General features: G+C 71.5%; 17 protein-coding genes, 1 tRNA gene and 1 riboswitch. Of the genes, 12 read left to right on the forward strand and 6 right to left on the reverse strand.

Annotated elements, in window-relative coordinates; translation table 11 throughout:
* Positions 1–7: 7 nt before the first annotated feature.
* From OG251_RS21335 to OG251_RS21360, 6 genes are all read left to right on the forward strand, one after another.
* Positions 8–583 (forward strand): TerD family protein, encoded by a 576-nt coding sequence (locus tag OG251_RS21335; protein WP_073722042.1) that lies wholly within the window; start codon positions 8–10, stop codon positions 581–583.
* 165 nt (positions 584–748) lie between these two features.
* On the forward strand, positions 749–1,018 hold the full coding sequence (locus OG251_RS21340) for a twin-arginine translocase TatA/TatE family subunit (protein WP_326678678.1): 270 nt from the start codon (positions 749–751) through the stop codon (positions 1,016–1,018).
* 78 nt (positions 1,019–1,096) lie between these two features.
* A complete protein-coding gene (locus tag OG251_RS21345; protein ID WP_326678679.1) occupies positions 1,097–1,678 on the forward strand; it encodes a TerD family protein in 582 nt (193 codons plus the stop codon).
* 141 nt (positions 1,679–1,819) lie between these two features.
* The gene (locus tag OG251_RS21350; RefSeq protein WP_326678680.1) at positions 1,820–2,284 is read left to right on the forward strand and encodes a hypothetical protein; all 465 of its coding nucleotides are present in this window, start codon (positions 1,820–1,822) and stop codon (positions 2,282–2,284) included.
* Positions 2,285–2,515: 231 nt separating this feature from the next.
* On the forward strand, positions 2,516–4,840 hold the full coding sequence (locus OG251_RS21355) for a hypothetical protein (RefSeq protein WP_326678681.1): 2,325 nt from the start codon (positions 2,516–2,518) through the stop codon (positions 4,838–4,840).
* 5 nt (positions 4,841–4,845) lie between these two features.
* Positions 4,846–6,006, forward strand: a complete 1,161-nt coding sequence (locus OG251_RS21360; protein ID WP_326678682.1) for a hypothetical protein — start codon at positions 4,846–4,848, stop codon at positions 6,004–6,006.
* A 21-nt stretch (positions 6,007–6,027) separates the two neighbouring features.
* On the opposite strand, the gene OG251_RS21365 is transcribed toward OG251_RS21360, so the two are convergent.
* A complete protein-coding gene (locus OG251_RS21365; RefSeq protein ID WP_326678683.1) occupies positions 6,028–7,407 on the reverse strand; it encodes an FAD-binding oxidoreductase in 1,380 nt (459 codons plus the stop codon).
* A gap of 265 nt (positions 7,408–7,672) precedes the next feature.
* A complete protein-coding gene (locus OG251_RS21370) occupies positions 7,673–8,665 on the reverse strand; it encodes a TetR/AcrR family transcriptional regulator C-terminal domain-containing protein (protein WP_326678684.1) in 993 nt (330 codons plus the stop codon).
* A 246-nt stretch (positions 8,666–8,911) separates the two neighbouring features.
* Here OG251_RS21370 and OG251_RS21375 point away from each other — a divergent pair, with 246 nt between their 5' ends.
* From OG251_RS21375 to OG251_RS21400, 6 genes are all read left to right on the forward strand, one after another.
* Positions 8,912–10,030: an FAD-dependent monooxygenase gene (locus OG251_RS21375; RefSeq protein ID WP_326678685.1), complete on the forward strand. Its 1,119-nt coding sequence runs from the start codon at positions 8,912–8,914 to the stop codon at positions 10,028–10,030.
* 173 nt (positions 10,031–10,203) lie between these two features.
* A tRNA-Met gene (locus OG251_RS21380) sits at positions 10,204–10,277 on the forward strand.
* A gap of 129 nt (positions 10,278–10,406) precedes the next feature.
* Positions 10,407–11,153 carry a MerR family transcriptional regulator gene (locus OG251_RS21385; protein ID WP_326678686.1) on the forward strand — a complete coding sequence of 249 codons (747 nt, stop codon included), beginning with the start codon at positions 10,407–10,409 and terminating at the stop codon, positions 11,151–11,153.
* 134 nt (positions 11,154–11,287) lie between these two features.
* On the forward strand, positions 11,288–12,547 hold the full coding sequence (locus OG251_RS21390; RefSeq protein ID WP_442818353.1) for a PP2C family protein-serine/threonine phosphatase: 1,260 nt from the start codon (positions 11,288–11,290) through the stop codon (positions 12,545–12,547).
* Positions 12,548–12,787: 240 nt separating this feature from the next.
* Positions 12,788–12,940, forward strand: a riboswitch (cyclic di-AMP (ydaO/yuaA leader).
* A gap of 11 nt (positions 12,941–12,951) precedes the next feature.
* The gene (locus tag OG251_RS21395; protein WP_326678688.1) at positions 12,952–13,983 is read left to right on the forward strand and encodes a M23 family metallopeptidase; all 1,032 of its coding nucleotides are present in this window, start codon (positions 12,952–12,954) and stop codon (positions 13,981–13,983) included.
* 304 nt (positions 13,984–14,287) lie between these two features.
* Positions 14,288–15,241, forward strand: a complete 954-nt coding sequence (locus OG251_RS21400; RefSeq protein ID WP_326678689.1) for an aldo/keto reductase — start codon at positions 14,288–14,290, stop codon at positions 15,239–15,241.
* A gap of 28 nt (positions 15,242–15,269) precedes the next feature.
* Here the strand turns inward: OG251_RS21400 and OG251_RS21405 are convergent, their stop codons facing one another.
* From OG251_RS21405 to OG251_RS21420, 4 genes are all read right to left on the reverse strand, one after another.
* Positions 15,270–16,922, reverse strand: a complete 1,653-nt coding sequence (locus OG251_RS21405) for a PrsW family intramembrane metalloprotease (protein WP_326678690.1) — start codon at positions 16,920–16,922, stop codon at positions 15,270–15,272.
* Between the two features lie 264 nt (positions 16,923–17,186).
* The gene (trmB, locus tag OG251_RS21410; protein WP_326678691.1) at positions 17,187–18,128 is read right to left on the reverse strand and encodes a tRNA (guanosine(46)-N7)-methyltransferase TrmB; all 942 of its coding nucleotides are present in this window, start codon (positions 18,126–18,128) and stop codon (positions 17,187–17,189) included.
* Positions 18,121–19,377: an L-2-hydroxyglutarate oxidase gene (gene lhgO / locus OG251_RS21415; protein WP_326678692.1), complete on the reverse strand. Its 1,257-nt coding sequence runs from the start codon at positions 19,375–19,377 to the stop codon at positions 18,121–18,123. The genes trmB and lhgO overlap by 8 nt, the downstream gene beginning before the upstream one ends.
* Before the next feature lie 112 nt (positions 19,378–19,489).
* Complete coding sequence (locus OG251_RS21420; RefSeq protein ID WP_326678693.1) at positions 19,490–21,067, reverse strand: sporulation protein; 1,578 nt, start codon at positions 21,065–21,067, stop codon at positions 19,490–19,492.
* Between the last annotated feature and the right edge of the window lie 583 nt (positions 21,068–21,650).

Below are 21,650 nucleotides of genomic sequence, written 5' to 3' on the forward strand. Positions count from 1 at the left end.
GTACGACATGGGTGTCAGCCTGGCCAAGGGCGGCAACGTCTCGCTCAGCAAGGAGGCTCCGGGCCTGACCGCCGTACTGGTCGGTCTGGGCTGGGACGTCCGTACGACCACCGGCACCGACTACGACCTCGACGCCAGCGCCCTGCTCGTCGACGAAGCCGGGAAGGTCCTCTCCGACCAGCACTTCGTCTTCTTCAACAACCTCAAGAGCCCCGACGGCTCGGTCGAGCACACCGGCGACAACCTGACCGGTGAGGGCGAGGGCGACGACGAGGTCATCAAGGTCGACCTGGCAGCCGTCCCCGCCGAGGTGTCGAAGATCGTCTTCCCGGTCTCCATCCATGACGCCGAGAGCCGCGGCCACAGCTTCGGCCAGGTACGGAACGCCTTCATCCGCGTGGTCAACCAGGCGGGCGGCGCGGAGCTCGCCCGCTACGACCTGTCCGAGGACGCCGCCACCGAGACCGCCATGGTCTTCGGGGAGCTCTACCGCAACGGTGCCGAGTGGAAGTTCCGCGCCGTCGGCCAGGGTTACGCGAGCGGGCTGGCCGGTATCGCCAAGGACTTCGGCGTCAACATCTGACCCGCTCGGCGGCATTGCGCACGGCATCACCGCCGGTGCCACCGCCACCGCTGTCACTGTCACACCGCCGTACGCACGGGGCACGGGACACATTCCGCGCCCCGTGCGGTATGCCCCGCCCCGTGCCCCTCGTCCTTCACGGCCACTTCAAGAAAGCGGATTCCAGTGCTCGGACTCAGCGAACTCGCCATCCTCCTGATCGTCGTTGTCGTCTTCCTCGGTGCCAAGAAGCTCCCGGACCTGGCCCGTAGCGCGGGAAAGGCGGCGCGCATCCTCAAGAGCGAGACCAAGGCGATGAAGTCCGAGGCGAAGACGTCCGGGACTTCCGCGGCCGACCCGCGATCGCCGTCCCCCCAGGTCATCCGGGTGCGCCCCGGCGACACCACCACCGTGCGGCCGGGCGGCGGCACGGACGGCGGGCCCGCCGGGAGCTGAACCACCCGTACCCACGCACCGCACCGACGCACCGACGCCCACGCCCTCTGCCCACCCGATCGAACGAAGAGGCGGCACATGTCCGTAAACCTGACCAAGGGCCAGCAGATCAGCCTCAGCAAGTCCGACGGCGGCGCGCTGAGCGTCGTACGGATGGGGCTCGGCTGGAAGTCCGCGCCGCGCAAGGGGTTCCTCGCCAGGCTCACCGCCCGTGAGATCGACCTGGACGCCTCCGCGGTGCTCTTCGCCGACAAGCAGCCGGTGGATGTCGTCTTCTTCCAGCACCTGGTGAGCGACGACGGTTCCGTACGCCACACCGGTGACAACCGGGTCGGCGGAGCGGGCCAGGGCGGTGACGACGAGTCGATCGTCGTGGACCTGCAACGCGTCCCCGTCCACATCGACCAGATCGTCTTCACGGTGAACTCCTTCACCGGCCAGACCTTCGAAGAGGTCGACAACGCGTTCTGCCGCCTCCTCGACGAGAGCAACGGCCAGGAACTGGCCCGCTACACGCTCACCGGGGGCGGGCGTCACACCGCCCAGATCATGGCCAAGGTGCGCCGCAGCGGCACCGGTTGGGAGATGGCGGCCATCGGGAGCCCGGCCGACGGGCGCACCTTCCAGGACCTCATGCCGGCCATCGCCCCGCATCTGTAGGAGTCCGCCGCACCTGTACCGGCACTCCGATCCGCTGGTCAGGTGTCCGTAGCTGTTCCTGGTTGTCCTTTTGCTGACAGCGAATTGATACGTAGTGTTGTGTTTTGATCCGAAGCAAGAAGCGAACTGTGTGGGGGAACGGTGTCCTTCGAACAGGAATGGGCCGCGCACAAGAGCGAGGCGGCCATGCGCCTCAACGGGACCGGTGGCGGGCAGGGCGGCGGGGACGCCGATCTGAAGACGAACAACACCGGCAAGGCAGCCGCGGTGAGCGCGCTGACCAACCAGATACAGCCCGGCGCGGGGAAGGCCGGGGTCGTCGCCGACGAATCGACCAACAGCGCGGTGACCGGGTTCAAGGGGTGGGCGACGGGCGCCGGTCTCAAGGACGCGCTGGAGGAGTGGTCCCTCCAGGTGAAGAGCCTTCAGGGGCGGCTGGCCAATGACAGGTCCTCGCTCCAGGAGGCCAAGAAGAGCTACCTCCTGAACGACGTGCACACGGGCAACGATCTGCTGAGGCTCGGTGGCCCGCAGTCGCAGGGGCCGTACGCGCCGGGCCTCCAGTCGCCGCCCCTCTACGGGCCGTACGCGCCGGACGTCCAGTAGCCCGGCATACGGCAAGTAATCCGTCGTACGGCAAGTAGCCCGGCGTGCGGCAAGTAGCCCGGCGTGCGGAATGCAGCCCGGCTTACGGCAGCAGACCGGCGCACGGCATCGCGGAACAGCGCACGCCGTAGGACGGGAGTCCGGGGAAGCGCACGCCGAGGGCGGCAATGCGCGCCGGAGTACGGAACGAACAACCGCACCACCAGCAGCACACATCGCACGGGGGCAAGGATGCTGACCTACCAGGACGTCGTCACGACCAAGCTGGAGCCGCTGACCACGGCGGCCGGCAAGTGGGACGACATGGCGAAGGCGTTCAAGGACGTCGAGGACCTCTACAAGAGCCAGGTCCAGCCGGTGGCCGAGGACGGGGGCTGGCAGGGGATCGCGGTCGGCTCGGCCTCCGCCCAGTTCAAGGCCACGCGGGCGCAGTTGCAGGGTGCGCAGACCGAGTCGAAGGCCATCGCCTCCCTGCTGAGGGACGCGCACACGCAGTTCGTCACGCTGTGCAAGGCCGTCACGGACATGGTCGCCAAGGCGGGCGAGGACGGGATGACGGTCGACGCCAAGGGCGAGGCGTCGTACGACTTCAGCAAGACGGCGAAGTACCACAACGACCCCGACTACCAGGACTTCGTCCGCAAGCGCATCGAGGCCGAGGAGACCTGGACCCGGCGGATCAAGGAAGCCGTGAAGGCGGTCGACGACGCCGACCAGGGCGCGCAGCTCGCGCTGACGAAGGCCGCCGGGGTCAAGACCGGTCTGGAGAAGATCCTGCCGGGCTCGGCGCAGCACGGCTTCAACAGCGCAGCGGTCGGGGACATCGAGATCTACGAGGCGCGCGAGGCGAAGTCGTACGCCGACAAGGTTCTCGACGGCGGCAAGCTCTCCGCGGAGGACCGCGCGAACTGGCAGCGGCTGAACCGCGACAACGCCGACAACAAGGTCTACAGCCAGACCCTGCTGAACTCCCTCGGCCCCGAGAACACCATCAAGCTGGAGAACAGGCTGACCGACCTCGGCCACTTCGACGACACGGGGAACAGGAAGGACTACCAGGCGCTGGAACGGGGCCTGGGGAACACGCTGGCCGGAGCCACCCGCGTACCGGAGTTCAAGGACGCCGACGGCAAGCCGATCGCGTACGGCTCCAAGGGCTACCAGGAGAAGCTCGACGCCTGGAAGAAGTCGGGCGACGCCACGTTCTACAACGACTGGCGCGAGGGCATGCAGAAGGCGGGCGTCAAGCAGTACGACGTCGACGTCGCGGGCGAGAAGATCTCCGTCGGCACCGGCCACGGCCAGCAGGCGCGCGGCTACCAGAGCCTGGTCACCCTCATGCAGCAGGGGGACGGGTACTCGCCCCAGTTCCTCGCCGATGTCACGGACGACATGATCGCGGCCGAACGCAAGGACAAGAACATCTGGGACCTGCACGGGTCGTTCGCGGGCAAGGACGACGGGTGGTTCGCCAACGACCCGGTCGACGGCGCGCTGCAGGTCATGGGCAGGGACCCGGTCGCGTCCACCGGCTATCTCGACCCGGGCGCGGGCGGCGCGGACGCCGAGCACCGTCCCAACGACCGGCTGAAGTACCTGATGGACCGGGACACGGACATCGTCAACAACATGGGCTGGCGCGGAAACATCGAGTACACGGCGTCCGACAGCCGGGACGGCGACGACAGGGCGGGCCTGGGCGCCGCCATCGAGGCGGCGTCCACGGGGTCGCCCGCGGGCTCGGACAGCGGGCGCGACGGCACCCACACGGTCGAGCAGACCCGCGTCATGCAGGACACGATCAACCTCCTCGACCGGGGCGACGGCGCCGAGAGCGTCCCGTCCAACATGCAGACGCCGCTGGCCAGGGCCATGGCCGACTACGCCCCCGACACCCACAACACCTTCGCCCAGGAGGCGAACCACGACTGGGAGTCGGGCGGCGACGTCCGCACCGACAAGGACGGGGCCCATCTCAATGTGGGTCAGGACTCGCTGACCAGGATGCTGCGCGGCGTGGCCGAGGACCCGAAGGACTTCGCCATGCTGTACGAGGCGGAGCGGGCCCAGGCCGCCGACGGGCTGGGCAGGGCTCCCGACAGCCCCGGGCACGGCACCGAGAACTGGGACGTTCCCGCCCGCAGGACGGCCACCGGGCTCGGCGCCTTCAACGCGATCGGCGCCGACATCATTCTCGACGAGCGCGACGACCGCAAGGCGTGGGCCGACGACGTGGCCCGCTACAGCTACCACCTCGGCGGTACGCCCCTGACGATGATCCCCGGGGTCGGTGACACCGCGCAGCGCATGCTCGACGCCGCCACGTACGAATGGTCCAAGGACATCAAGGCGGAGGCGGACCAGATAGCCAAGGCCGAGACGACCAAGGACCTGATGGCGAAGAACCACGCCTCGCACGACCTGATCAACCAGTGGGCCGCCGGGCAGGGCAAGGACTACGTGAAGGACACCGCGGTGATCAACATGCGCGACGAGGCGTCGCAGTCGTACATCACGTCCCGTACCACCGCACTCTCGGTGCTGGGCAGGGACTGAACCGTATGACGGAGAACGGCACGCCTCACGAGAGCACCTCCGACGAGGGCACCCGTCACGGCGGATCGCCCGGGGGCGGGCGCCGGCGGGTGATCTGGGCGTCGGCGGGTGTCGTCGCGCTCGCCCTGATCGGGGGCGGGATCTATTACGCGACCGACGACGGCCGCTCCCTCGCCTCGGCCTGCGACGGCCTGCTGGACACCTCGGAGCTGACGGACCTGCTCGGCGCGGACCGACTGCGCGGCGAGGGGGAGGATCCGGCGCACTGCTCGGTGTCCGATCCGGGTGAGGGCGCCGCTTCGCTCCAGGTGGAGATCACCCGGGGCGACGCCCCCGCGCGGCTGCTCGGCACCCTGCGGCGAGCCGACCCGCACCTCGGCGGAACGCTGATGTCGCCGCTCGGGAACGGCCGGTCCGCGGTGCTGAAGACCTCCAGGGGAACGGCCGTGGCCAGCGGGTACCTCGTCTGCGGGAAGGGCGGTTCGGCGGGGGACGGCGAGGCGGGGAACACGGCGACCGGCGGGGCGGGGAAGGGCGGCGCCGGGAGTGAGGCGGCGGATCGGCTGACCGTCGTGATGGCGGCGGTACGCGACGGCTCCGGCTCCCCGCTCGACCAGCCGTCCCAGCGGGCCAGGCTGGCCCGCGTGCTGGCCGGCACCCTCGACAGAACGGCGGAGAAGTGGGACTGCGGCGGCTCCGGTCCCACCGGGGGCGACAGGATCACCGAGGTTCCCGAGGACACCACGCGGACCCTCAAGGCGGAAGGCAGCGCCACGGGCACGTGCGAGGGGATCGCCTCAGCCGTCTTCGAGGCCGCGGCGGACGGTCCCGCTCCGGTCGAGGACTGTGTGCTGACGGACGACGCGGGCAACCGGCTTTTCCAACTGTCCGCCTACTACGGTCCGTACGTGAAGGCCGCCCGCCTGGAGACGGTCCGCGGCAAGCGCTACCTCACCCGTACGGGCGGTGCGGACGGGGTGTACTGGACCACGGCCGACTGCCCGGACGGCGAGGCGCTCTTCGCCGTCGAGACCGTCCGGGACGAGGAGGCCGGTGCCTTCCGCGCCGCCGACCCGAAACTCCAGCGGGCCGCGCTGAAGACCTTCGCCACCAACTCGGCCCGGCGTCACGGCTGTCCGGCCCCGGTGTCCCCGGCCGCGGAGTAGGGGCGGCGGCGGCCCCGCTGCTCAACCGGCCGGTGCGATGTTCTGGTTGGCGTGGAAGAGGTTGTGCGGGTCGTACGTCTGCTTGACGGCGGCCAGCCGGTCGTAGTGACCGCGGTAGGTGGCCCGGACACGTTCCTGGTCCTCGCCCGCGCCGATGAAGTTGACGTACCCGCCGCCCATGGAGTGCGGGTGCAGTTCCTCCCAGTAGTCCACCGCCCACTGCCGGATCGCCGGGGCGTTGGCCGGGTCGGGGTCGATGCCGCCGATGACCCCGGACCAGACGGCGTCCCGGTAGGCCCACGCGGTGTCGTCCGGGTCCACCCGGCCCGCCGCCGCGTCGACCGGGTAGAGGTGCATGGTCGTCAGGTCGGTGGGGAGGCTCCCGGCGTACTTGGCGTGCACGTCGATCGCCTCGTCCGTGATCCGGTCGAAGAAGTCCCCGCGCCAGTACCACTGGAGGCCCTTCGGGATCAGCTCGTCGAACATGGTCTGGAGCGCCGGGTAGGGCATCGGTGTCGTGAAGTGGAAGGCGGGCGGCCCGGGTTCGTTCACGGCGGCCAGCGCCTCGTCCAGACCGGCCGGGTCGCCGGTCGAGCACCAGACGACACCGCACATCGGCTGCCCGTGGATCTCCTCAGGGAACGGCGGGCCGGGCGGGACGGTCAGCACGGCGAAGAACCCGCTCAGCTCGTCGGGCGCCCGGGGCAGGAACTCGCGGTACCACTGGAGGACCTCACGCATGAGGTCCAGCGGCCACACGGTGATCGCGACCCCCACGGTGTCCACCGGATGCAACCGGAAGCCGAACGAGGTGACGATGCCGAAGTTCCCGCCGCCGCCGCGCAGCGCCCAGAACAGGTCGGCGTTCTCGGACGCGCTCGCGGTGACGAAGCTGCCGTCGGCGAGGACCACGTCGGCGGAGACCAGATTGTCCACCGTCAGTCCGTACGCGCGGGTGAGGTGGCCGTGCCCGCCGCCGAGCGTGAGGCCGCCGATGCCGGTGGTCGACATGATGCCGGCCGGGGTGGCGAGGCCGAAGGCGTGGGCGGCGTGGTCGAGGTCGCCGAGCTGCGCGCCGCCGCCGGCCTCCGCCGTCCTCGCGGCAGGGTCGACGCGTACGCCGCGCATCGGCGACAGGTCGATCGTGACCCCGTCGTCCACCAGGCACAGGCCCGCGCCGCTGTGCCCGCCGCCGCGCACGGCGGCTTCGAGGCCGTGTTCCCGTACGAAATCGACGGCGGCCATCACATCGCCCGCGTCGGAACACCGCACGACAGCCGCCGGACGGCGGTCGATCATGGCGTTGTAGACCGTGCGGGCCTGCTGGTACTCCGGGTCCTGCGGGCCGATCACCGGACCGCGCAGCGTGGTTCTCATCGCTTCGAGCGTGGCGGCGTCCATGGCATCTCCTCGGTGACACGCGGACCGCGGCGCACACCCGGCTGCTTCCCCCTGCCGCGGTGCCGTTGATCGGTCTGTTCGTACGCCGGCGCTCCGGCACCCCGAGAGCCGGCGGCGTCGTCGGACACCGCAGGGCTGGTACATCACGTACGTCAAGCCTCTCGCCGGTCGGCGGTGCCCGCAATTCGTCCGGCGCCCGCTTTCCGTCCGGTGCGCCGCGTTTCGTCCGGCGCCCGCTTTCCGTCCGGTGCGCCGCGAGCCGCCGTCAGGCGGGGCGGGGGCCCTCGACGATGCCTGCGAACCCGTCGAGCAGCGGCCCGAGCCCGAACTCGAACAGGTCGTCCAGGTCCAGGTCGTAACCGTCGGCGAGGGCGGCGGTGACCTTGGCGAAGACGGGGTAGCCGGTCGATCCGGCGATCGCGCGAAGGGATTCCACCTGGTCGGCCATCCATTCGTCCTCGGTGAGTCCGGTGGCGGCCTCGGCCTGGGCCTCCTGCTCCAGGCTGACGGCCAGCCCCTGGACGTAGCTGTAGAGCAGGACGTGGACGTCCATCATGGTGGCCGGCTCCAGCCCGTGACCGTCCAGCGCGGCGAGCGCGCACTCCGCGTGCACCATCAGGTTGGGCAGTACCAACGGGCGCGACAGCGGGGCGAGTTGGGCGAGCCACGCATGCCTGCGGTACACCTTCCAGAGGGTCCGGGCGCACAGTTCGAGGCGGGCGCGCCAGCCTTCGGGGGGCGTGACGGGGTACGTCTCCTCGCCGAAGGCCGCGTCGGCCATCAGCAGGATCAGGTCGTCCTTGCTCTTCACGTACCGGTACGGGGACATCGCGGCGACCCCGAGCCGGGCGGCGACCCCGCGCATGGACAGACCGGACAGCCCTTCGGTGTCGGCGATGTGCATGGCGGCACGGACGATGCGGTCGCGGGTCAGGTCGTGGTCGGGGCCGGAGCCGGGACCGGGACCGGAGGAGGCGGAGGCGGGCGCGGGCGAAGGGGAGCGCGGTGCGGGAGGCGCGGAAGCCGCGGTCGGCGTACGCGTGGCGACCACCGTGCCGATCCGGGGGCGGGTCTCCACGTACCCCTCCAGGCGCAGGGTGGTCAGCACCTTGGCCGCGGTGGCCAGGGCGACACCCCAGTCCCTGACGATCTGCCGGGTCGAGGGCACCCGGTCGCCGGGGACCAGCTCGCCGGAGGTGATGCGGCGGCGGATCTCGTCGGCGATGCGCCGGTAGGGGGGTTCGGGTGCCGCGGTCATGCCCTGCTCCTTCTTCTTTCTCTCCGGATCGCTCTGCGGATTTCTTTTTCTTCTGAAGCTGTACTAGTGCAGAGACTAGCAGGGGCGCGGGCGCGGATTCGGGCTCTGTCCTAGCTCAGATACGGGAAAAGCGCACTTGGTGGACGTGCGTGTACGCCGTACATTCAGCACGCGTACACCGTACTGGGCGGGCGTGAACAGCTCCGGCAGCTCAAGCCGCCCGAAGGAAATCGAAGGGGTTTCGCCATGAGGACAGTGCTCATATCCGGCAGTGGTGTCGGCGGCGCGGCGCTGGCGTGCCTGCTGCGCGACCGGGGCTTCTCCGTCACCGTCGTGGAGCGCGCCCCCGCACCGCGCCGGGGCGGGCAGGCCATCGACATCCGTGGCGTCGCGCTCGACGTGGTCGAGCGGCTGGGCCTGCTGGAGCAGGCGCGCGGCGCCCGTACCCGGATGCGGGGCATGTCCGTCCTCGACGGGGACGGCAACGAGATCCACCGCTCCACCGAGGCCACCCTCAGCAGCGGCCGGTTCGACAGCGGCGACATCGAGGTGCTTCGCGACGACTTCGTGCCGATGCTGCACGAACGCCTGGGCGGCGGTGCGGAGTTCCGCCACGGAGACCGCATCACCGCTCTGGAGGAGGGTGGGGACGGTGTGCGCGTCACCTTCGAGCGTGCCGCTCCGCGCACCTTCGACCTGGTGGTGGGCGCCGACGGGCTGCACTCGGGGGTGCGGCGGCTGGTCTTCGGCGCGGAGGAGGAGTTCGTCCGTCACCTGGACATGCACATCGCCATCTTCAGCGTGGAGAACTTCCTGGACCTCGACAACTGGCAGGTGTGGCACCGGGAGGGCCCGGCCGGCTACGGCATCTACCCGGTGCGCGACAACACCGAGCTGCGGGTCACGTTCGGCTTCGAGGGCGGCCCGCTCGGACCCGGCGCCCGGACCCGGGAGCAGTACCGGGCGCTGGTCGCCGAGCGGATGGCGCCCCTGCGCTGGGAGAACGCCCGCCTGCTGAAGGCGATGTGGGACGCGCCCGACTTCTACGCCGACGCGGTGGCCCAGGTGCGTATGGACAGCTGGTCGCGGGGGAGGGCGGTGCTGCTGGGTGACGCGGGGTACTGCGCGTCCGTGCTCTCCGGGCAGGGGACCAGCCTCGCTCTGGTGGGCGCGCAGGTGCTGGCGGACGAACTGGCGCGGGCCGGTGACGACCATGCCGCCGCGTTCGCCCGGTACACGGAACGGATGCGTCCGTTCGTCGCGGCCAACCAGGCCCTGGTGACGGAGAACGGCGGCGGCGAGGCCGGTCCCGCGTCCTGGGAGGCGGTCGACCGGGCCAAGAACGCCCTCTCGCTGGACGTCTGACGCCCCGCTCCATGGGGGCCTTCACGGCACGGGGGGCTCCAAGGGGCCTCCAAGGGGCCCTTGCGCGGGTCTCTGCCGGGGCCTTCGAGGGGGCGGAGGCGGGCCGGCCGGCGGCGGGGATCGGCTACGTGGTCAAGAGTGCGTCCAGCATGCCGTAGAGTTGTGTTTACCGACGCGGGGTGGAGCAGCTCGGTAGCTCGCTGGGCTCATAACCCAGAGGTCGCAGGTTCAAATCCTGTCCCCGCTACTGAAGGCCCGGGCCCGGAACGCACACAGCGTTCCGGGCCCGAGTCGTTTCCGGGCTCCGGCACACCGTGGGCGCGCCGCATCCGCCGCGCTTGACCTTGACGCAGCGTAAAGATCTAGCGTTTCCGGCATGGAGTGGTCCATCCAGGAAATCGCCAGAAGGGCCGGCACCACGAGCCGCACGCTCAGGCACTACGGAGACTTCGGTCTTCTCGCGCCGAGCCGGGTCGGGAGCAACGGCTACCGCTACTACGGCCAGGACGCCCTCGTCCGGCTCCAGCGCATTCTGCTGCTGCGGGAGCTGGGGCTGGGCCTGCCCGCCATCAAGGACGTACTGGAGGGGCAGCGGGACACGGCCGGGGCCCTGCGGGCACATCTGCGGCTGCTGGAGCGGGAGCGCGAGCGCATCGGGCGGCAGATCGCCTCGGTGCGGACCACTCTTCACAAGACGGAGGAGGGGACGGCACTCATGGCCGAGGAAGTGTTCGACGGCTTCGACCACACCGCCCACGAGCAGGAGGTGACCGAGCGCTGGGGCCGCGACGCGTATGAGAAGGGCGACCGCTGGTGGCGTTCGCTCGGTCCGGCGGAGAGACGGGACCACATCGCCTCGCACGAGGCCATCGCCGCGGACTACGGGCAGGCCCGGAGGGACGGCCTGGCCGCGGGCAGCGGGGCCGTGCAGGACATCGCCCGCCGGCACTGCGCCTGGCTTTCGGCCACGGCGGCACCGACCCGGTCCTATGTGACCGGGCTCGGCGAGATGTATGTCGCCGATCCCCGCTTCGCGAAGAACTACGATCAGTACGGGGACGGCACCGCCGCCTTCGTACGGGATGCACTGACGATCCACGCGGAACACCGGCTCTCCGACTGACCTCCGGAAGGCCGGGGCTGCCGCACGCTCCCCCCTTTGGCCGATGAGGAGTCGCCGCACGGCGCGGCTCCGGCAAGCCTGGACGGGGCGCGGTACCGTCCGCAGCCGTGGGCGGACCTGGCAGGAGTGCACACGTGGGGAAGCGGGACAGGCGGCGTGGGGGACCTGCCGGGCTGCCCCGCGCCTGGAGCCGGAAGGTTCCGGGCCTTCCGGCGCGCGGCCTGGGAGGTTCCGCTTTCGGTTTCCCGGCGCGTGGCGGCGGGGGGCGCCCGGGAGGCCGCGGCGCCCGGCGGTTCGTGCGTGCGCTGCCCGCCCTGATGATCGGCGGCGGGCTGCTCTTCGACATCGGGACCCCGCCCACCTTCACCGCCGTCCCGCTGTTCGTGGCGGCACCGCTGATGGCCGCACCGTTCTTCTCGCTGGCCAGCACCGTCCGTACCGGAGTGGCGGCCGTCCTGGCCGTCGTCGGGCTGCACGCGTACGCCGGAACGCTGACCCGGGCCGTCCCGGTCACCGAGCTGGCCACCGTGCTCACCGCCTCGGTCCTCGCCCTGGTCATCAATGGCGTCGTGCGGCGCGGCAACGAGCAGCTGGCCTCGGCGCGGTTCATCGCGGCGACGGCCATGCGGGCCGTGCTGCCGACCCCGGACGACCGCATCGGCGGGCTGCATGTCGCCGCGCGGTACGAGGCGGCACAGGCGGACGAGTTCGTCGGCGGTGACCTGTTCGCCGTCGCGGACACCCCGTACGGGGTACGTCTGGTGGTCGGGGACGTACGGGGCAAGGGGCTGGACGCGGTCGAGGCGGTGGCGGTGATCATCGGGGCGTTCCGGGAGGCCGCCGAGCAGGAGCGTTCGCTGGAGGGGGTCGCGCAGCGGCTGGAACGGGCGCTGGCGCGGGAGGGGACGCGGCGCGGTGGGCTGGACGCGATGGAGGGGTTCATCACGGCCGTGCTCGCGGAGATCCCGCCCGGTTCGACGATCCTGCGCATCGTCAACCGCGGGCACCCCGAGCCGATCCTGCTCCACTCCGACGGGGCGCTGGAGGTGCTGGCCCCGTCCGTGCCCGCGCTGCCGCTCGGCATGAACCTGGGGGTGTGGCCCGACCGGGCCGATGAGTGGGCGCTGCCCGCCGGGGCGACGCTGCTGGTGTTCACGGACGGCCTCTCCGAGGCCCGGGACCCGTCCGGGGCCTTCTACGACCCGGCGACGCGGCTGCGGGGCCGGATCTTCCCGGGTCCCGAGGAGCTGCTCTCCGCGCTCACCGACGACGTACGGCTGCACACCGGTGGCCGGTCCACTGACGACATGGCACTTCTCGCGGTGGGGCGGCCGGCCGAGGGGCAGCCCGAGCGCCGGAAGACGGTGAAGATCGTGGGCCGCGGCGGCGGATGAGCCAGGGGCGATACCACCGTACGTGACTGAAGGACGCCGCTCCGCATAACATTTGACGCAACGTCAGAAACTGGGTATTGGCCGGGCCCGGTTCAACTCGCCCGATTCCGCCCCCTTGTACCCGTTAAGTCCAGGCCAAAGTCATGAACGATCAGTCGGAAGAGCTTGGAATAGGGCCCATCAGTCTATTAACGTTCGATAACGCAGCGCGGTTGTCCCAGTCGTCGCAAGAGGCGGCACCGTGCGCGAGCGCCGAATCCCGCAAGGGAACCGGGGAACCACCTACATGGGGTGAATCGGACACCTGTGTCTCGTGAGAGGCAGAGGAGCCCGTAGGAGACCTTCCTGCTCCGAACCCGTCAGCTAACCCGGTAGGCGAGAAGGAAGGAAAGGAGTGCGCCCACGTGGCGTCCAACAAGCCTGCCCCCGAGGCCCCGTCGCCCTTCGCCACCGACAACTTCGGTGAAGCGGACAGGACCTGGGAGGAATGGAATCCCACCGAGGAGTCCATCCGGCCCGTACGCGGCAGGCACCGCGTAGCCAAGCAGCGGGGACTCGCCCGTAGCTCCACCGTCCTCGGCGTCGGTGTCATCGCGGCCGTCGGCGCGGGCGGCATGGCCACCGCGCAGAGCAAGCCGCCGGTATCCATCTCCCTTCCTGACTCCCTCGCGGACAACCTCCCCGATGCCAAGTCCCTTCCCGGCGTCGGCGCTTTCATGTCCGACGACGCGGACAAGACCCCGGTCTCGGCGGCTCCGCTCACCTCCGCGGGCATCACCAGCGCCGAGGCCGAGCAGGGCACGACCGACGCCGGTGAGGCGCTCCGCGCCCGCATCCTCCAGCAGGCCGAGCAGCAGCAGGCCAACGCCGACGCCGAGGCCAGGGCCGCGGAGGAGAAGGCTGCGGCCGAGAAGGCCGCGGCCGACGCCAAGGAGCAGCAGGACAAGGCCGAGGCCAAGATCGCCGCCGAGAAGAAGAAGGCGGAAGAGGCGGCGAAGAAGAAGAAGGAGGCCGAGCGCCTCGCCAAGCTCGCCGCCAGCTACGCGCTGCCGACCTCCTCGTACAGCATCAGCTCCACCTACGGCCAGTCCGGCCCGATGTGGTCCTCGGGCCACCACACCGGCCTCGACTTCGCGGCGCCGACCGGCACTCCGGTCAAGGCCGTGCACAGCGGCACGGTGAAGTCGGCCGGCTATTCCGGTGCGTACGGCTACCGCACCGTCCTCGAACTCGATGACGGCACGGAGATCTGGTACTGCCACCAGTCCACGATGAACGTCACGGCCGGCCAGAAGGTCTCCACCGGCGACACCATCGGACGCGTCGGCGCCACCGGCAATGTGACCGGTGCCCACCTCCACCTGGAGGTCCACACCGGGGGCGGCGCGGGCATCGACCCGATGAGCTGGCTGCGCAGCAAGGGGCTCACGGTCTGAGCCCCCCGCGCCCGTCCACCGGGCGCACCCGAACCCCGGCAGCCCTGACGCACACCCCCCGACGTCAGGGCTGCCGGTCTGCTGTCCGCAGGAGAACGCGCGTGGCGTCCGCGTCGTACGGGTGATGGGGGCACACAACGCCCCGGGCCCCGCAGCGCAGCCGGAGCCGACGCCGGCAGACGCGCATGGCACACAGCACACAGCACACAGCACACAGCACACAGCACATGACACACAGCACACGGCGCAGAGAGGCTCCCGCCCACGCGGAATAGTCCTCTCCGGTGCTCTCGTTGAACCCAACATGACTTCTGCGAACTCTCTGCGCCCGCTCGGCTCCTCCGGCCTCCAGGTCTTCCCCCTCGCCCTCGGCGGCAACGTCTTCGGCTGGACGGCGGACGAGGCACAGTCCTTCGCCGTCCTGGACGCGTACACCGCGGCGGGCGGCAACTTCATCGACACCGCCGACGCCTACTCCTCCTGGGTCCCGGGCAACGAGGGCGGCGAGTCCGAGACCGTCATCGGCAAGTGGCTCGCCTCGCGCGCCAACCGGTCCGACATCGTCGTCGCCACCAAGGTCGGCGCCCACCCCTCGTACAAGGGGCTCTCCGCCGCCACCATCAAGTCCGCCGCCGAGGAGTCGCTGCGGCGGCTCAGCACGGACCACATCGACCTGTACTACACGCACTTCGACGACGAGACCGTCCCGGTCGAGGAGATCATCACCGCCCTCGACCAGCTGGTGAAGGACGGCAAGGTGCGGGAGATCGCCGCCTCCAACATCAGCCCGGAGCGGCTCCGGGCATCCCTGGACTTCTCCGAGCGCGAGAACCTGGCCCGGTACGTCGCCCTCCAGCCGCACTACAACCTGGTCTCCCGCGACACCTATGAGGGCGCCCTCCAGGACACCGCCGCCCGCGCCGGGCTCGCCGCCGTCCCGTACTTCGCGCTGGCCTCGGGCTTCCTCACCGGCAAGTACCGTCCGGGCACCTCGGTCGACAGCGCGCGCGCCGAGAAGGCGGGCCAGCACCTGGAGTCGGAGCAGGGCCGCAAGGTGCTGGTCGCCCTGGACCGGATCGCCCAGGAGCGCGAGGCCGAGATCGCCACGGTCGCCCTGGCCTGGCTGGCCTCCCGGCCGACCGTCGTCGCGCCGATCGCCTCGGCCCGTACGGTCGAGCAGCTGCCCGCGCTGGTCGCGGTCGCCGAGCTGCGCCTGACGGACCGGGAACTCGCGGAGCTCACCGAGGCATCCGCCTGATCCACCCGACCGGGCAGCGGGCGCCGGGCTACTGCGGAGGACGCAGATAGGGGTTGTCGCCGCCGTGCTGGGGGTGCGGTGCGCCGTGCGGCTCCGTCCCGCGCTGCTGAGGCATCGGGAACGTCTGCGGCACCGGCCCGTACGGATACGGCTGCTTGGGTGCCGCGCCGTGGGGATACGGCTGCGGGGCCGGTCCCGCGTTCGGGTACGCGTAGGGGTACGTGTGCGTCCCCGCGCCCCCGTACGCGGAGGGGTACGTCTGTGTCCCGGCGCCCCCGTGCGGGTACGTCTGCGTCTGCGGTGCCCCGTACGCGTACGGCGGCCGCTGCGGGAACGGCCCGCCGTAGGGCGGGACCGGAAGGCGTAGGTGTGCGCGCAGCCGGCCCGTGGCGTGGGCCGCGTATGTCAGGGCCGGGCCCGCGATCTCCCTGCGCTGCCAGAGGTGATGCAGCAGCTCCCGTTCCCGCGCGGCGAAGTCCGGGCCCGCCGTGTCGCGGCGGGCCCGTCGGCGCAGTACGGCCAGGGACGTCGCGAACGACTCGTACTCGGCGACCGCCCGTGCCGCCGCCCTGCCCCGGTTCCGGTCCGGGTGGCCGTGCCAGTGGCGGGCCAGATCACGGGCCATGCCGCGCGCCCGCATCGAGGAGAGCGCGAGCGGCTCGGCGGGGGTCAGCCAGCCCGCCGCCGCGTACGCGGGCAGCTCGGCGGAGAGCGTACGCAGCTCCCGCTGGCGCGAGAACACCGCCAGCCAGGTCACCAGCCCGAACGCCGGGACCATGAAGACCCCGTACACCGCGTAGAAGCCGTACGGGCCGAAGGCCGACGAACCGTTCCACAGGGCGTGCAGGCCCATCGCGAGGACCAGGCCCAGTACCGGCAGCGCGATCCGGCGGACCCGGTGGCGCCGCGCGCCGACCGCGGCGAACCCGAAGCCGATGCCGGTGAGCACCGTGAACAGCGGGTGCGCGAACGGCGACATCACGATCCGTACGAAGAACGTCCCGGCGGTCACCGAGGCGAACCCGGTCATCCCCAGCTGCTGGTCCTCACCGAAGGCATTGCCCAGATAGAGGATGTTCTCGGTGAAGGCGAAGCCGGTCGCGGTGAATCCGGCGACCACGATGCCGTCGACGATGCCGCTGAACTCCCGTCTCCGGAACAGGAAGATCAGCAGCACCGCGGCCGCCTTGGCGCTCTCCTCGACGACCGGGGCGATCACCGTGGCACCCAGGGTGTCGGCGCTCGCCGGGTCGGCGGTGGCCGTGGCGATCCAGCGGGTCGCGAACGAGTTGGCGATGATCGCGACGAGTGCGGCGGCGCACGCGCCCCAGGCGAAGGAGAACAGCAGATTCCGCCAGGGGCCCGGTTCGACCCGGTCCAGCCAGCGGAAGGCCGCCATCAGCAGCGGCACGGGCAGCACGGCCAGCCCGAGCCCGACCAGGAACCCCTCCGTGCCGGTCTGCTCACGGACCAGGGACAGGATCACCAGCCCGCACAGCGCGAGCGCGACGATCACCGCACCGGCGCGGAACGCCTTGCTGCGCCACACCATGCCGACGCGGCGCGGCCGGTATCGCCAGCCACGCTCCGGCACGGCGCCCAGGATCTCGCCGAGCTGACGCTCCTCGAGAACCGGGACGGCCGGCTGCGGCTGCTGATGCTGCACGGACCCGTCGGACACCCCATGACCCTAACGAGCGGGACCGACAGCTGACCACGGGCGCCGGGAGACACGGCCGGTTCGCAACGGTCCCCGGCCGCGCGCCACGTCGGTCCGTGTGCCACGTCGGTCCGTGTGCCACGTCGGTCCGTGTGCCACGTCGGTCCGTGTGCCGCGTCTGCCCGTGTGCCGACCCGGACCCTGTGCCGACCCGGACCCTGTGCCGCGTCGGGACCCTGTGCCGGATCGGGCCGTGCGCCCGCGTCCGCCCGTGTGCCGCGTCGGTCAGACGCGGGCGAACAGCAGGTCGTGGACGACGTGCCCCTTGTCCAGACCCTGCCCCTCGAAGCGGGTCAGTGGCCGGAACGCGGGCCGCGGGGCGTAACCGCCGTCCGCCACGGTGTTCTCGAAGAGGGGGTGCGCGGTGAGGACGTCCAGCATCTGTTCCGCGTACGGCTCCCAGTCCGTCGCGCAGTGGATCACGGCTCCGGGCTTCAGCCGCTGGGCCACCAGGTCCAGGAACTCCGGCTGGATCAGCCGCCGCTTGTGGTGCCGCGCCTTGGGCCAGGGGTCGGGGAAGAACACCCGGAGGCCATCGAGCGCGTCCGGTTTCAGCATCTCGCGCAGCAGGATCACCGCGTCACCGTTGGCCACCCGGATGTTGGTCAGGCCGTTCCGGTCGGCGAGGCCGAGCAGATTGCCCTGGCCGGGGGTGTGCACATCGACGGCGAGAATCCCGGTGCCCGGGTCGTCGGCCGCCATCTGCGCGGTGGCCTCGCCCATGCCGAAGCCGATCTCCAGGACGACGGGCAGCCCGTCGAACATCTCGGCCGGGTCCAGGACGCGGAGCCCGTCGATGTCCAGGCCCCACATGGGCCACAGCCGCTGGAGGGCGTCCTCCTGTCCGGTCGTGACCCTGCTGCGGCGCGGCTGGAAGCTGCGGATCCGGCGTTCGTGGTGCGAGCCCGCCGGGTCGGCGGCGGGACCGCCGGGGAAGCGGGGCTCCTGGCGGAGCCTGCGCTGCCGCTCGAAGGAGGCGGCACGCCGGGCAGCCGCGTCGTCCGCGGCATCGTCCGCACCGGCCACACCGGTGGTACCGGAGGCACCGGCCACATCGGCCGCACCGGTGGTACCAGGGGCACCGGCCGCGTCGTACGCACCAGTGGTACCGGGGGCACCGGGTGCGTCAGGGGCATCAGGAGTGGGGTTCACAGGCTGCTCAGACACAATGACCCGATTCTACGGCGGGCGGCTTCCACCCCGCGCCGCGAGCCCGCATCAGTGCCCGGCGTGCCACCTCCCTGCCGATGGGCAGCGAGGCCGTGGCGGCGGGCGACGGGGCGTTCAGCACGTGCACGGTGTGCGGGGCCTCACGGATCAGGAAGTCGTCCACCAGCGTGCCGTCCCGCAGGACCGCCTGGGCCCTGACCCCGGCGGGCGACGGCCGCAGATCGTCCTCGCTCACCTCGGGCAGCAGCCGCTGGACGGCCAGAGTGAACGCGCGCTTCGACAGCGAACGGTGCACCTCGCCCGCCCCGTACCGCCAGTGCCGTCGGGCTATCCGCCAGGAGCCCGGCCAGCTCAGCGTCTCCATCAGCTCACGGGGGCGCACGACCTGCCAGCCGTACCCCTCCCGGGCGAGGGCCGGTACCGCGTTGGGGCCGACGTGGACGGAGCCGTCGAAGCCCCGCGTCAGATGCACCCCGAGGAACGGGAACGCCGGGTCCGGCACCGGATAGACCAGCCCGCGCACCAACTCCGGCCTGGCCAGCTCGTAGTACTCCCCCCGGAACGGCACGATCCGCACTCCCGGGTCGTCGCCCGCCAGCCGTGCCACCCGGTCGCAGTGCAGCCCCGCGCAGTTGACCAGCACCCGGGCCCGGACGACGAGGCCGTCCGCCGTCCGCACCGCGACACCCCAGGGGCGCCGGTCGATCGCGGTGACCTCCGCCCCGTACCGGATGAGGCCCCCGGCCGTCGTGACCTCCGTCGCGAGCCGTGCGGCGACCGCCGTGAAGTCGCACACCCCGGTCGTCCCGACCCTGATCGCCGCGAGTCCGCGCACATGGGGTTCGTACTCCGCGATCTGCGCCGGGCCCAGCTCCCGCACCGGCAGTCCGTGCTCCCGGCCGCGCTGCACCAGGCCGTGCAGCCGGGGCAGCTCGGACCGCTCGGTCGCGACGATCAGCTTGCCGGTCACCGCGTGCGCGATGCCGTGCTCCGTGCAGAAGTCGACCATCTCGGCGGCGCCGCGCACCGCGTAGCGGGCCTTGAGGGACCCGGGGCGGTAGTAGACGCCGCTGTGGATCACTCCGCTGTTGCGCCCGGTCTGATGGCGGGCGGGGCCCCGCTCCTTCTCCAGCACCGTCACCCGGGTGCCCGGAGCGGACCGCGTGATCGCATACGCGGTCGACAGACCGACGATCCCGCCGCCGATCACCAGCACATCGCAGTCGTACGCCGCGTGCGTCATCATCACGCCACCTCCCACCCCGATAGTGCACTGACCCACTGACAACCGGCTCAAACCCGGGACGGGCAGGACGTAGCGCACATCCCGGCCCCGCGGACCCGGGGCGGGCGCCGGATCAGACCGGGGCCACCAGCAGCGGCCGGGCACGTTCGCGCAGCTCAGCGACGCGCGGCTCGTCCCCGTAGGGTTCGAGCCGGTGCAGCAGATCGCGTACGTACTCCGTGGTCCGCGCCGAGGAGATCCGGCCCGCCACCTCGACCGCCCGGGTCCCCGCCGCGCACGCCGCGTCCAGATTGCCCGACTCCAGCTCGGCCACCGCGGAGACGACGAGCCGCAGTCCGTGCGAACGGACGAACTCCTCGGTCGGCTGGGACAGTGCCTGCTCGGTGAAGCGCCGCACCTGCCGGGGCGCCTTGAGGTCGCGGTAGCACTCGGCGGCGTCGGCCGCGAACCTGTCGTACGAGTAGAAGCCGAGCCACGACGGGTCGGCGTCCCCCGCCCTGGACCGCTCCAGCCAGCCCTCGGCGGCCTTGAGCGCGGCCCCCGCGGCCGCCGCGTCCCCCGCCTTCGCGTGCGCCCGCGCCTCCACCAGCCGGAAGAAGCTCATGGTGCGGGCGGTGGCGAGCCCGCGGTTGCGTTCGACGGCGGCCTGCGCGAGGTCGACCCCTTCGTCGGCGAAGCCGCGGTAGGTCGCCTGGAGGGACATCGACACGAGCACATACCCGCCGAGCGGTACGTCGGCGGCGGCGCGGGCCAGGCGCAGGGCCTGGATGTAGTAGCGCTGGGCGGCTTCCTGCTGGCCGGTGTCGAAGGCCATCCACCCGGCCAGCCTGGTCAGTTCGGCCGAGGCGCCGAAGAGGGCGCGGCCCACCTCGTCGCTGTAGGAGCCGAGGAGCAGCGGCGCTGCGTCGACCCGTAAGCACTCCGGAACCATGGAGGAACGCCAGTCCCCGCCGCCGTACTTGGAGTCCCAGCGGCGCGCGTCCTGGGCCGCCTCGCGCAGCTTGGCCACATCGCTGTGGCCGACCCGCAGCGGCGAGGCGTCGGCCGCCGACTCCGGGCCGGGCTGGAGGGGCACGGACCCCTGCGCACCGTGCCCGATCAGTGCGCCGGGCATGCCCGGCGCGCCCGACGGGCCGAGTGCGCTCCGCAGGTTCTGAGCGGCGTGCGCGCCCTGCGCGCCCTGTGCGCCGAGGATGGCGACCCGGGCAGCCGCGGAGTCCCGCGCCACCGAGGGATCGGCGGGGGTTATCAGCCATCGGGAGGCGGGGGTCGCGTACGCGCTGACGGCGAACGACCCCGCCAGCGACTGCCAGATTCCGCCGCCGCCCCGCCGCCCGGCCAGATCCAGTCGGTACAGCTCGGTCGCCGACCGCACCGCTTCGCCCACGTCACGCGGGAAGGCGAGTCCGACCTCGGGCGCCGGGTCGGCGTCCGCGAGCCCGATCTCGTGCAGCGGGACCGGCCGGCCGAGCTTGGCGCCGATCGCCGCAGCGATGAGATGGGGCGCGGCGCCCTGCGGCACCATGCCCTTGGCGACCCACCGGGCCACCGAGGTCTTGTCGTAGCGAAGTGTCAGACCGCGCTGTGCTCCGAGGTCGTTGACCCGCCGGGCGAGGCCGGCGTTACTGATTCCCGCGAGGGCGAGAACCGTGCCGAGCTTCTCGTTCGGCCCGCGTTGCTCCCTGGACATGCGCCACCCCTCGACACACAGACAGCCGCCGCGACACCGAGGGCGGCGCGCGGCATTCGTGCCGATGCCTCCCCAGGTTCGAACCCCGTCACTCCGGCTGCACACGCATTTGGCCGAGCCCCGAGGAATATGCCGCCCTGCTGAGAACATCAGTAAACCCAGCGTAGTTCGCCGCATCCCTACCGTTAAGGGGCGAGCGTCCGGATGGCGGGATTGTTGTCCGTGCGGGCGGCCGGTGTTCGAATCCCGGGCGTGTGCCGGGCAGGGTCCGGCGTGCTCCTGTTGTGTGGCCGTGCGCCCGGCCGTGCGCTCTGGCCCGGCCCGCTCCGGGAGGGCTTCCATGGATGCTGCGTGGGTCGGCCCGCTGTACTGGACTCAGTGGGCTGGGGGATACTGCCGCCCCATTCCCCGCGGGCGGCGGACCGGTCCGGGAGGTGAGGCCCACCTCCCGGGCTGTGCGTGGAGCCGCTCGGCGCGGGGGGTGAAAGCGGACAATCGCCGGTTGCGGCGCGCGCCGAGAATGGCTGAATGACGACGCTGGGGTGATGCTCTGGTCAACGGTCCGACTATGGCCGGATTTCGA

This window comes from Streptomyces sp. NBC_01237, assembly GCF_035917275.1.
In the GTDB taxonomy this organism is placed as follows: domain Bacteria; phylum Actinomycetota; class Actinomycetes; order Streptomycetales; family Streptomycetaceae; genus Streptomyces.

Coding starts and splice junctions, on each gene's coding strand:
- OG251_RS21335 (WP_073722042.1), top strand. CDS start 8: ATGGGTGTCAGCCTGGCCAAGGGCGGCAACGTCTCGCTCAGCAAGGAG.
- OG251_RS21345 (WP_326678679.1), top strand. CDS start 1,097: ATGTCCGTAAACCTGACCAAGGGCCAGCAGATCAGCCTCAGCAAGTCC.
- OG251_RS21355 (WP_326678681.1), top strand. CDS start 2,516: ATGCTGACCTACCAGGACGTCGTCACGACCAAGCTGGAGCCGCTGACC.
- OG251_RS21360 (WP_326678682.1), top strand. CDS start 4,846: ATGACGGAGAACGGCACGCCTCACGAGAGCACCTCCGACGAGGGCACC.
- OG251_RS21365 (WP_326678683.1), bottom strand. CDS start 7,407: ATGGACGCCGCCACGCTCGAAGCGATGAGAACCACGCTGCGCGGTCCG.
- OG251_RS21370 (WP_326678684.1), bottom strand. CDS start 8,665: ATGACCGCGGCACCCGAACCCCCCTACCGGCGCATCGCCGACGAGATC.
- OG251_RS21375 (WP_326678685.1), top strand. CDS start 8,912: ATGAGGACAGTGCTCATATCCGGCAGTGGTGTCGGCGGCGCGGCGCTG.
- OG251_RS21385 (WP_326678686.1), top strand. CDS start 10,407: ATGGAGTGGTCCATCCAGGAAATCGCCAGAAGGGCCGGCACCACGAGC.
- OG251_RS21400 (WP_326678689.1), top strand. CDS start 14,288: ATGACTTCTGCGAACTCTCTGCGCCCGCTCGGCTCCTCCGGCCTCCAG.
- lhgO (WP_326678692.1), bottom strand. CDS start 19,377: ATGATGACGCACGCGGCGTACGACTGCGATGTGCTGGTGATCGGCGGC.
- OG251_RS21420 (WP_326678693.1), bottom strand. CDS start 21,067: ATGTCCAGGGAGCAACGCGGGCCGAACGAGAAGCTCGGCACGGTTCTC.